The organism is Enterobacter sp. 6722112 (assembly GCF_058661685.1).
Map to the genome: position 1 here is coordinate 553,058 of NZ_JBZWGR010000007.1, position 11,518 is coordinate 564,575.

An 11,518-nucleotide genomic window follows, 5' to 3' on the forward strand; every position below is an offset into this window, starting at 1 on the left:
GGTTTACCCTGTCAGAAGACGGCGCGGAAATGAATTCTGTTGACCGTCTATAACAAAAGCCTGGAGGCAAAGCATGGAGATGTTGTCTGGCGCGGAAATGGTCGTCCGATCGCTTATCGATCAGGGCGTGAAACAAGTGTTTGGCTATCCCGGAGGCGCGGTTCTCGATATTTATGACGCGCTGCACACGGTAGGCGGTATTGATCATGTTCTGGTTCGTCATGAACAGGCTGCTGTGCATATGGCTGACGGCCTGGCCCGCGCCACGGGAGAAGTGGGTGTAGTGCTGGTCACTTCGGGGCCGGGAGCGACCAATGCCATCACCGGCATTGCGACTGCGTATATGGACTCTATTCCACTGGTCATTCTCTCCGGACAGGTGGCGACGTCACTGATTGGCTATGATGCGTTTCAGGAATGCGACATGGTGGGGATCTCACGCCCCGTGGTGAAGCACAGCTTTCTGGTTAAGCAAACGGAAGATATCCCGGGCGTGCTGAAAAAAGCCTTCTGGCTGGCCGCCAGCGGTCGTCCTGGGCCAGTGGTTGTCGATCTGCCAAAAGATATTCTCAATCCCGCGAATAAACTGCCTTACCTGTGGCCTGAGTCGGTGAGCATGCGTTCGTATAATCCGACGACGCAAGGGCACAAAGGCCAGATTAAGCGTGCGCTGCAAACGCTGCTGGCTGCGAAAAAGCCCGTAGTCTATGTGGGGGGCGGCGCCGTCAATGCAGCCTGTGAAACGCAACTACGCGAACTGATTGAGAAGCTGAATCTTCCTGTCGCGTCATCGCTGATGGGGCTGGGGGCATTCCCGGCTACCCACCGTCAGGCGCTGGGCATGCTGGGTATGCATGGCACCTATGAAGCCAATATGACGATGCACCATTCTGATGTGATTTTTGCCGTCGGCGTACGTTTTGACGATCGCACCACCAATAACCTGGCGAAATACTGTCCGAATGCGACGGTGCTACACATTGATATCGATCCTACTTCTATCTCTAAAACGGTGCCGGCGGATGTGCCCATCGTGGGGGACGCACGACAGGTGCTGGATCAAATGTTGGAACTACTGGCGCAGGAGACCGCCTCTCAACCGCTGGATGAGATCCGTGACTGGTGGCAGCAAATCGAACAATGGCGCGGCCGTCAGTGCCTTAAATACGACACGCAGAGTGAGAACATCAAGCCGCAGGCGGTGATCGAGACGATCTGGCATCTGACCAAAGGCGAGGCGTATGTCACTTCTGACGTAGGCCAGCATCAGATGTTCGCTGCGTTGTATTACCCGTTTGATAAACCGCGTCGCTGGATCAACTCAGGCGGGCTTGGCACGATGGGCTTTGGTCTGCCCGCCGCGCTGGGGGTGAAGCTTGCGTTGCCGAACGAAACGGTTATCTGCGTAACGGGTGATGGCAGTATACAGATGAATATTCAGGAGCTTTCTACTGCGCTGCAATATGAGTTGCCAGTGCTGGTGCTTAACCTGAATAACGGTTACCTCGGTATGGTGAAGCAGTGGCAGGATATGATTTATTCCGGCCGTCACTCTCAGTCTTATATGAAGTCACTTCCGGACTTTGTCCGTCTGGCTGAAGCCTATGGTCATATTGGCATGCGGGTAACCGATCCGTCAGAGCTGGAAGCGAAGCTCGGCGAAGCGCTTGAGCACGTTAAAAACAATCGCCTCGTCTTCATGGACGTCATCGTAGACGGCACAGAGCACGTTTATCCGATGCATATCCGTGGCGGTGGTATGGATGAAATGTGGTTAAGCAAAACGGAGAGAACCTGATATGCGCCGGATATTATCTGTATTACTGGAAAATGAGTCGGGCGCACTGTCACGCGTCATTGGGCTTTTTGCGCAGCGCGGATACAACATTGAAAGCCTGACCGTTGCGCCGACCGATGATCCAACGCTCTCCCGCATGACGATCCAGACTGTCGGCGATGCAAAAGTGCTTGAGCAGATCGAAAAGCAATTGCACAAGCTGGTGGACGTGTTGCGCGTCAGCGAGCTGGGGCAGGGGGCTTACGTCGAACGTGAAGTGATGCTGGTGAAAATTCAGGCCAGCGGTTATGGCCGTGAAGAGGTCAAGCGTAACACGGATATTTTCCGTGGGCAGATCATTGACGTCACGCCTTCTATATATACTGTGCAGCTTGCCGGAACGAGCGATAAGCTGGATGCGTTCCTGGCCTCCGTCAGGGATGTGGCAAAAATTGTTGAAGTTGCGCGCTCTGGCGTTGTTGGCCTCTCGCGCGGCGATAAAATCATGCGTTAGTTGCGCAAAAGGTTCGCCTCTTTCAGCCCGGTAGCCAAAGCCGGGCTTTTTTTTGCGTAATCCGCCGACAACGCGGACAAAAGCGGTTGCCGTGAAAGCTATTCTGCGTTTAGATGTTAAAATATTTAACCATAACCTTGACAGGGCCATGGACTTTTTTCTTTTTTTGAGGGGCAATTGTGAAACTGGATGAAATCGCCCGGCTCGCCGGCGTGTCGAGAACCACGGCCAGCTATGTGATTAACGGTAAAGCAAAGCAGTATCGTGTCAGCGATAAGACCGTTGAGAAAGTGATGGCAGTCGTTCGTGAGCATAATTACCATCCGAATGCTGTCGCCGCAGGTTTACGTGCCGGACGCACCCGCTCGATTGGCCTGGTGATCCCGGATCTGGAAAACACCAGCTATACCCGCATCGCCAACTATCTTGAACGTCAGGCTCGTCAGCGGGGCTATCAGCTGTTGATTGCCTGCTCCGAGGATCAGCCCGACAACGAGATGCGCTGCATTGAGCATCTGCTGCAACGTCAGGTTGACGCCATCATCGTGTCGACCTCTTTACCACCCGAGCATCCTTTCTATCAGCGCTGGGCGAACGATCCATTCCCGATTGTGGCGCTGGATCGTGCTTTGGATCGTGAACATTTCACCAGCGTCGTAGGCGCCGATCAGGACGATGCAGAAATGCTGGCTGCCGAGCTGCGTACCTTCCCGGCGGAAACGGTGCTCTATCTTGGCGCTTTGCCTGAACTATCCGTGAGCTTCCTGCGTGAACAAGGGTTCCGTACGGCGTGGAAAGACGATCCGCGTGACGTTCATTATCTGTATGCCAACAGCTATGAGCGCGAAGCGGCTGCTCAACTGTTCGAGAAATGGCTGGAAACGCACCCGATGCCGCAGGCGTTGTTTACCACCTCGTTTGCCCTGTTGCAGGGGGTGATGGACGTGACGTTACGTCGCGATGGCAAGCTGCCATCCGATCTGGCGATTGCGACCTTCGGCGATAACGAACTGCTCGACTTCCTGCAATGTCCGGTGCTGGCCGTGGCTCAGCGTCACCGCGACGTCGCCGAGCGCGTGCTTGAGATTGTTCTGGCAAGCCTGGATGAACCTCGCAAACCGAAACCCGGGCTTACGCGTATCAAACGTAATCTCTATCGGCGCGGGATTTTGAGCCGCCATTAATATTTCCACAGGGGCGGTAAAACTGCCCCTTTTGCGGCGCATTTATTGCGGGAAATAATTCCCGGATAAAAATTAGGATTTATCTCTAAGATTCGTAGCCGGCTATTTTTCTGAATCCGTTTTGGCGTTAAAAAGCGCAATTATAATTTTTAACGGGCATTCTTTTGTATTGTTTTGTTACAAACAGCCGCCAGCCGATGAATATTCAGCCATTTTTTACTCTCCCCTTCAGCCCTCAATGTACACGAACGAATCCATATTGCCTTGCGCTTAATCTGGTGCTGTTATCCCCCGGCGATATGCCTTAAAATGCTGCCCGCGTCGCAAACTGACACTTTATATTTCCCTGCGATGATATTGAGTGAGTCTTAACGCTCGTGTGCATATTCGGTTTTTTTCTTACAAATATTCATAACGTTAATTTTGCCTCGCCAGTTGTGTAGTTATTAGCCAGGTCACTCTTGCTCTGTAAATACGGTGCTTTCGCGCCGGTATAGAGAGAGTCCTGGCTTGACAAGCTTTTCCCTCGCTCCGTAAACTCCTTCAGGTGGGAATTTGTGGGTTAAAGTGGTGAGGAGGGGTGAGGCTGGCATGTTCCGTGGAGCAACGTTAGTCAATCTCGACAGCAAAGGGCGTTTATCGGTACCAACCCGATACCGCGACCAGCTGATTGAGAACGCTTCGGGTCAACTGGTTTGCACCATTGACATCAACTCCCCCTGCCTGCTGCTTTACCCTTTGCCTGAATGGGAAATCATTGAGCAAAAGCTGTCGCGACTGTCGAGCATGAACCCGCAAGAACGCCGCGTGCAGCGGTTGTTATTGGGACATGCCAGTGAATGTCAGATGGATAGCGCCGGGCGATTATTGATTGCGCCTGTGTTGCGGCAACACGCCGGTCTGACTAAAGAAGTGATGCTGGTCGGGCAGTTCAACAAGTTTGAACTGTGGGACGAAACGACCTGGTATCAACAGGTCAAGGAAGATATCGACGCTGAGCAGTCTGATTCCGCAACATTATCGGAACGGCTGCGGGACTTGTCTCTATAAATATGATGGAAAATTATAAACATACAACGGTGCTGCTGGATGAGGCCGTTAACGGCCTGAATATTCGTCCAGACGGCATCTATATTGATGGCACTTTTGGTCGCGGTGGTCACTCGCGTTTGATCCTCTCCCAGCTTGGAGCGGAAGGACGCCTGCTGGCAATTGACCGCGATCCGCAGGCGATTGCCGTTGCGCAAACCATCGATGATCCTCGCTTTTCCATCGTGCATGGACCTTTCTCTGCGCTTGCGGATTATGTCGCTGAGCGCGGCCTGACCGGCAAGATCGACGGGATTCTCCTCGATCTTGGCGTCTCTTCACCACAGCTTGATGATGCAGAACGCGGCTTCTCCTTTATGCGTGATGGGCCGCTGGATATGCGTATGGACCCCACTCGCGGCCAGTCTGCCGCTGAATGGTTACAAACTGCTGACGAAGCGGATATTGCCTGGGTAATCAAAACCTTCGGTGAAGAACGCTTTGGCAAACGTATTGCGCGCGCCATCGTGGAGCGCAACCGCGTTGAGCCAATGACCCGTACCAAAGAGCTGGCAGAAGTCATCGCGGCGGCAACGCCGGTGAAGGACAAGCACAAACATCCTGCGACCCGTACCTTCCAGGCGGTTCGTATCTGGGTAAACAGTGAACTGGAGGAAATAGAGCTGGCGCTAAAAAGCTCGCTCGACGTGCTGGCCCCGGGTGGGCGGTTATCCATCATCAGCTTCCATTCGCTGGAAGATCGCATCGTAAAACGCTTTATGCGTGAACAGAGCCGCGGTCCGCAGGTTCCAGCTGGGTTGCCGATGACGGAAGAACAACTCAGAAAGCTGGGAGGCCGTCAGTTGCGAGCATTAGGCAAGTTGATGCCGGGCGAAGAAGAGGTGGCAGAGAATCCACGTGCCCGTAGTTCAGTGCTGCGTATTGCAGAGAGGACGAACGCATGATCAGCAGAGTGACAGACACCCTAAGCAAAGTTAAGGGATCGTTAGGAAGCAACGAGCGCCATGCCTTGCCTGGCGTGATCGGCGACGATCTTTTGCGGTTTGGGAAGCTGCCACTCTGCTTGTTCATTTGCATCATTGTGACGGCAGTCATGGTGGTCACCACCGCTCACCATACCCGTTTATTAACTGCGCAGCGCGAACAGATGGTACTGGAACGCGATGCGCTGGATATTGAATGGCGAAATCTGATCCTTGAAGAAAACGCGCTCGGCGATCACAGCCGGGTTGAACGGATCGCAACGGAAAAACTGCAATTACAGCATGTTGATCCTTCGCAGGAAAATATCGTAGTACAAAAATAAGGGAAAACGCGACGCATGAAAGCAGCGGCAAAAACGCTAAAACCAAAACGCCAGGAAGAACAGGCCAACTTTGTCAGTTGGCGTTTTGCGTTGCTTTGCGGCTGCATTTTACTGGCGCTGGGTTTCCTGCTGGGACGCGTGGCGTGGCTACAAATCATCGCGCCTGACATGCTGGTACGTCAGGGTGATATGCGTTCTCTGCGCGTGCAGGAAGTTTCTACCTCTCGTGGGATGATCACCGATCGTTCCGGCCGTCCGCTGGCGGTGAGCGTGCCGGTGAAGGCGATCTGGGCCGATCCGAAAGAGTTACACGATGCAGGCGGGATCACCCTTGATAACCGCTGGAAGGCGCTGTCAGACGCGTTGAAAATGCCGCTGGATCAGCTGGCGTCGCGCGTTAACGCCAACCCAAAAGGGCGCTTTATCTATCTTGCCCGTCAGGTGAACCCTGACATGGCTGACTACATTAAGAAACTGAAGCTGCCGGGCATTCATCTGCGGGAAGAATCCCGCCGTTACTATCCTTCGGGCGAAGTCACCGCGCACCTGATTGGCTTTACCAACGTGGATAGCCAGGGGATTGAGGGCGTTGAAAAAAGCTTCGACAAGTGGCTTACCGGCCAGCCTGGCGAGCGAATCGTGCGTAAAGACCGCTATGGTCGCGTCATTGAAGACATTTCCTCGACAGACAGCCAGGCCGCGCACAACCTGGCCCTGAGTATTGATGAACGCTTGCAGGCGCTGGTCTATCGTGAGCTGAACAACGCCGTCGCGTTTAACAAGGCGGAATCGGGCAGCGCCGTGCTGGTGGATGTGGCGACAGGTGAAGTGCTGGCGATGGCCAGTAGCCCCTCATACAACCCGAATAATTTTGCCGGTACAGCAAAAGATGCAATGCGTAACCGCTCCATCACCGATGTGTTTGAACCCGGCTCAACCGTAAAACCTATGGTGGTGATGACGGCTCTACAGCGAGGCATCGTCAACGAAAATACCGTTCTGAATACGTTCCCTTATCGAATTAACGGTCACGAAATCAAAGACGTGGCACGTTACAGCGAACTGACCCTGACCGGGGTCTTACAGAAGTCGAGTAACGTCGGTGTGTCAAAACTGGCGTTAGCGATGCCGTCCTCAGCGTTAGTAGATACTTACTCACGTTTTGGGCTGGGAAAGGCGACCAATTTGGGGTTGGTCGGAGAACGCAGTGGCTTATATCCTCAAAAACAACGGTGGTCTGACATAGAGAGGGCCACCTTCTCTTTCGGCTACGGGCTAATGGTAACTCCCTTACAGTTAGCGCGAGTCTACGCAACGATTGGCAGCTATGGCATTTATCGTCCGCTGTCGATCACCAAAGTTGATCCACCGGTTCCGGGGGAACGTGTTTTCCCGGAATCTATCGTTCGTACCGTCGTGCATATGATGGAAAGCGTCGCGTTACCTGGCGGTGGCGGCGTGAAGGCCGCAATTAAGGGCTATCGTATCGCCATTAAAACCGGTACAGCGAAAAAAGTGGGGCCGGACGGCCGCTATATCAACAAATACATTGCCTATACCGCAGGCGTAGCGCCTGCAAGCAATCCGCGTTTTGCGCTGGTGGTCGTCATCAACGATCCGCAGGCGGGTAAATACTACGGCGGCGCCGTCTCCGCGCCTGTGTTCGGGGCTATTATGGGCGGCGTGTTGCGCACCATGAACATTGAACCGGATGCGCTGGCGACGGGCGAAAAAAGTGAATTTGTAATTAATCAAGGCGAGGGAACAGGTGGCAGATCGTAATTTGCGCGACCTTCTTGCTCCGTGGGTGCCTATGCTACCTGCGCGAGCACTGCGAGAGATGGTACTGGACAGCCGCGTAGCGGCTTCTGGCGATCTTTTTGTGGCAGTAGTGGGTCATCAGGCGGACGGGCGTCGTTATATCCCGCAGGCGATTGCGCAAGGTGTTGCTGCCATTATTGCTGAGGCCAAAGATGAGGCAACAGACGGTGAGATCCGTGAAATGCACGGCGTGCCGGTCATCTATCTCAGCCAGCTGAATGAGCGTCTCTCCGCGCTGGCAGGACGTTTTTACAACGAACCTTCCGACCAGTTAAAGCTGGTTGGCGTGACAGGAACCAACGGAAAAACCACCACCACTCAGCTGATGGCGCAGTGGGCACAGCTGCTGGGCGAAACCGGTGCCGTCATGGGCACGGTGGGGAACGGTCTTCTGGGCAAAGTAAGCCCGACGGAAAACACTACAGGCTCGGCGGTTGACGTGCAGCGTGTGCTGGCGGGCCTCGCTGAGCAGGGGGCGACCTTCGCTGCGATGGAAGTCTCTTCCCATGGTCTGGTACAACATCGCGTGGCGGCCCTGAAATTTGCTGCCTCTGTCTTTACTAACCTGAGCCGCGATCACCTTGATTATCATGGTGATATGGAGCACTACGAAGCGGCGAAATGGCTGCTTTATTCCACTCACCACCACGGGCAGGCGATCATTAACGCCGACGACGAAGTCGGTCGCCGCTGGCTGGAAAAACTGCCGGATGCGGTGGCGGTGTCGATGGAAGATCGCATTAATCCGAACTGCCGCGGCCGCTGGCTGAAGGCGGTCGAGGTGAACTACCACGATAGTGGGGCGACGATCCGCTTCGCTTCCACCTGGGGCGAAGGTGAAATTGAAAGCCGCCTGATGGGGGCCTTTAACGTCAGTAACCTGCTGCTGGCGCTGGCGACGCTGCTGGCGCTGGGCTACCCGATGGCGGATCTGCTGAAAACGTCTGAGCGTTTGCAACCGGTCTGTGGCCGCATGGAAGTGTTCAGCGCGCCGGGCAAGCCGACGGTGGTCGTGGATTACGCACACACGCCGGATGCGCTGGAAAAAGCGCTGGAAGCGGCGCGTCTGCACTGCGCAGGCAAGCTCTGGTGCGTGTTTGGCTGCGGTGGCGATCGCGACAAGGGCAAACGTCCGCTGATGGGCGCCATCGCTGAGCAGTTCGCGGATATTCCCGTGGTAACCGATGACAACCCGCGTACCGAAGAGCCGCGGGCCATTATCAATGACATTCTGGCGGGCATGCTGGATGCGGGTCGTGCGCGCGTGGTCGAAGGCCGTGCGGAGGCCGTGACTAACGCCATTATGCAGGCGCAGGAGAACGATGTGGTTCTGCTGGCCGGTAAAGGTCATGAAGATTATCAGATCGTCGGCAATCGTCGTCTGGATTATTCCGACCGCGTGACGGCAGCGCGTCTGCTGGGAGTGGTGGCATGATTAGCATTACGTTAAGCCAGGCCGCTGCGGTATTGCAGGGGATGCTGCATGGTCAGGATCTAACCATTGAGGCTGTGACCACCGACACCCGTAAGGTGACGGCGGGCTGCCTGTTTGTGGCGCTGAAGGGCGAGCGTTTTGACGCCCACGATTTTGCGCAACAGGCTAAAGATAACGGCGCGGGCGCGCTGCTGGTCAGCCGTAAGCTCGATATCGATTTGCCGCAGATTGTGGTGAAAGATACGCGCCTGGCGTTTGGCGAGCTGGCGGCATGGGTTCGCCAGCAGGTGCCAACACGCGTCGTGGCGCTGACGGGCTCGTCGGGTAAAACCTCCGTTAAAGAGATGACGGCGGCGATCCTTAGCCAGTGCGGTAACACGCTTTATACGGCGGGCAACCTTAATAATGACATCGGTGTACCGATGACGCTGCTGCGCCTGACCCACGAGCATGAATATGCGGTGATTGAGTTAGGGGCTAACCATCAGGGCGAAATCGCCTGGACCGTGAGCCTGACGCGTCCGGAAGCGGCGCTGGTGAATAACCTGGCGGCGGCACATCTTGAAGGTTTTGGTTCGCTGGCCGGTGTGGCGAAAGCGAAAGGTGAAATTTATACCGGACTGCCGGATGACGGCATCGCCATTATGAACGCCGATAACAACGACTGGCTGAACTGGCAGAGCATCATTGGTTCACGCAAAACCTGGCGCTTCTCACCGAATGCGGCAAACAGTGATTTTTCGGCGACCAACATTCATGTGACGTCACACGGCACCGAGTTCACCCTCACGACCCCAACGGGCGACATCGAGGTGCTGCTGCCCCTGCCCGGTCGTCATAACATCGCCAATGCGCTTGCTGCGACAGCGCTCTCAATGGCGGTAGGTGCCTCACACGCGGCGATCAAAGCAGGTCTGGCAAATTTAAAAGCCGTGCCGGGGCGTCTTTTCCCGATCCAGCTGGCTGAAAACAAACTTCTGCTGGATGACTCCTACAACGCTAACGTCGGCTCCATGACGGCGGCCGTGCAGGTCTTGTCTGAGATGCCGGGCTATCGCGTGATGGTTGTGGGCGATATGGCCGAGCTGGGTGATGAAAGCGAAGCCTGCCATGTTCAGGTGGGTGAAGCGGCGAAAGCCGCCGGGCTTGACCGCGTATTGAGCGCAGGCACGCTGAGCAAGGCCATTTCCGATGCCAGTGAAGTTGGCGAACATTTTGCCGATAAATCTGCACTGATCGAACGCCTGAAGGCATTGATTACAGAAAAACAGATTGTGACTGTTTTAGTTAAAGGTTCACGTAGTGCCGCCATGGAAGAGGTTGTGCACGCATTACAGGAGAACGGGACATGTTAGTTTGGCTGGCCGAACATTTGGTCAAATATTACTCAGGCTTTAACGTCTTTTCCTATCTGACGTTTCGCGCCATCGTCAGCCTGCTGACTGCGCTGTTCATCTCGCTGTGGATGGGCCCGCGCATGATTGCCCGTCTGCAAAAACTCTCTTTCGGCCAGGTTGTACGCAACGATGGTCCGGAATCGCACTTCAGCAAGCGCGGTACGCCGACCATGGGCGGGATCATGATCCTGACCGCGATTGTGGTGTCCGTTCTGCTGTGGGCCTATCCGTCTAACCCCTACGTCTGGTGCGTGCTGACCGTGCTGGTTGGCTACGGGATCATCGGTTTTGTTGACGACTATCGTAAAGTCGTGCGCAAAGACACCAAAGGTTTGATCGCCCGCTGGAAGTATTTCTGGATGTCGGTGATTGCGCTGGGCGTGGCCTTCGCGCTTTATCTGGCAGGAAAAGACACCCCGGCCACCGAGCTGGTGGTGCCGTTCTTCAAAGACGTGATGCCGCAGCTGGGGCTGTTCTACATTCTGCTGGCTTACTTTGTGATCGTCGGCACCGGCAACGCCGTCAACCTGACCGATGGTCTGGACGGCCTGGCCATCATGCCAACCGTGTTTGTCGCGGGCGGTTTCGCGCTGGTGGCGTGGGCGACCGGTAACATGAACTTTGCAAACTACCTGCACATCCCGTACCTGCGACATGCGGGTGAGCTGGTGATCGTCTGTACGGCGATTGTCGGGGCGGGGCTGGGCTTCCTGTGGTTTAACACCTATCCGGCGCAGGTCTTTATGGGCGACGTCGGTTCACTGGCGCTGGGCGGCGCGCTGGGCATTATCGCCGTGCTGCTGCGTCAGGAGTTCCTGCTGGTGATCATGGGCGGTGTGTTTGTGGTTGAGACGCTGTCGGTGATTTTGCAGGTCGGTTCCTTCAAGCTGCGCGGTCAGCGCATCTTCCGTATGGCACCGATTCACCACCACTATGAACTGAAAGGCTGGCCGGAGCCGCGCGTCATTGTGCGCTTCTGGATTATTTCGCTGATGCTGGTGCTGATTGGCCTGGCAACGCTGAAGGTACGTTAA

10 protein-coding genes are annotated in these 11,518 nt (G+C 55.3%); all 10 read left to right on the top strand.

The window, feature by feature from the left end; genetic code table 11:
* The first annotated feature begins 73 nt into the window (after positions 1-73).
* The 10 genes from ilvI to mraY all read left to right on the top strand — a co-directional run bounded on the left by ilvI (position 74) and on the right by mraY (position 11,518).
* Positions 74-1,798 carry an acetolactate synthase 3 large subunit gene (ilvI, locus tag AC4OVU_RS04215; protein WP_015572665.1) on the top strand — a complete coding sequence of 575 codons (1,725 nt, stop codon included), beginning with the start codon at positions 74-76 and terminating at the stop codon, positions 1,796-1,798.
* A 1-nt stretch (position 1,799) separates the two neighbouring features.
* Positions 1,800-2,291, top strand: coding sequence for an acetolactate synthase small subunit (ilvN, locus tag AC4OVU_RS04220; protein ID WP_003856371.1), 492 nt, complete (start codon positions 1,800-1,802; stop codon positions 2,289-2,291).
* Between the two features lie 179 nt (positions 2,292-2,470).
* On the top strand, positions 2,471-3,475 hold the full coding sequence (gene cra, locus AC4OVU_RS04225; protein WP_003856369.1) for a catabolite repressor/activator: 1,005 nt from the start codon (positions 2,471-2,473) through the stop codon (positions 3,473-3,475).
* A gap of 591 nt (positions 3,476-4,066) precedes the next feature.
* Positions 4,067-4,525 carry a division/cell wall cluster transcriptional repressor MraZ gene (gene mraZ / locus AC4OVU_RS04230; protein ID WP_006810119.1) on the top strand — a complete coding sequence of 153 codons (459 nt, stop codon included), beginning with the start codon at positions 4,067-4,069 and terminating at the stop codon, positions 4,523-4,525.
* 2 nt (positions 4,526-4,527) lie between these two features.
* Complete coding sequence (rsmH, locus tag AC4OVU_RS04235; protein WP_003856366.1) at positions 4,528-5,469, top strand: 16S rRNA (cytosine(1402)-N(4))-methyltransferase RsmH; 942 nt, start codon at positions 4,528-4,530, stop codon at positions 5,467-5,469.
* Positions 5,466-5,831, top strand: a complete 366-nt coding sequence (gene ftsL / locus AC4OVU_RS04240) for a cell division protein FtsL (protein WP_063842518.1) — start codon at positions 5,466-5,468, stop codon at positions 5,829-5,831. The genes rsmH and ftsL overlap by 4 nt, the downstream gene beginning before the upstream one ends.
* Positions 5,832-5,846: 15 nt before the next feature.
* On the top strand, positions 5,847-7,613 hold the full coding sequence (locus AC4OVU_RS04245) for a peptidoglycan glycosyltransferase FtsI (RefSeq protein ID WP_110292515.1): 1,767 nt from the start codon (positions 5,847-5,849) through the stop codon (positions 7,611-7,613).
* Positions 7,600-9,087, top strand: a complete 1,488-nt coding sequence (murE, locus tag AC4OVU_RS04250) for a UDP-N-acetylmuramoyl-L-alanyl-D-glutamate--2,6-diaminopimelate ligase (protein WP_017383786.1) — start codon at positions 7,600-7,602, stop codon at positions 9,085-9,087. The genes AC4OVU_RS04245 and murE overlap by 14 nt, the downstream gene beginning before the upstream one ends.
* On the top strand, positions 9,084-10,442 hold the full coding sequence (murF, locus tag AC4OVU_RS04255; RefSeq protein ID WP_017383785.1) for a UDP-N-acetylmuramoyl-tripeptide--D-alanyl-D-alanine ligase: 1,359 nt from the start codon (positions 9,084-9,086) through the stop codon (positions 10,440-10,442). Before murE ends, murF begins: the two co-directional genes overlap by 4 nt.
* Complete coding sequence (gene mraY, locus AC4OVU_RS04260) at positions 10,436-11,518, top strand: phospho-N-acetylmuramoyl-pentapeptide-transferase (protein ID WP_003856353.1); 1,083 nt, start codon at positions 10,436-10,438, stop codon at positions 11,516-11,518. Before murF ends, mraY begins: the two co-directional genes overlap by 7 nt.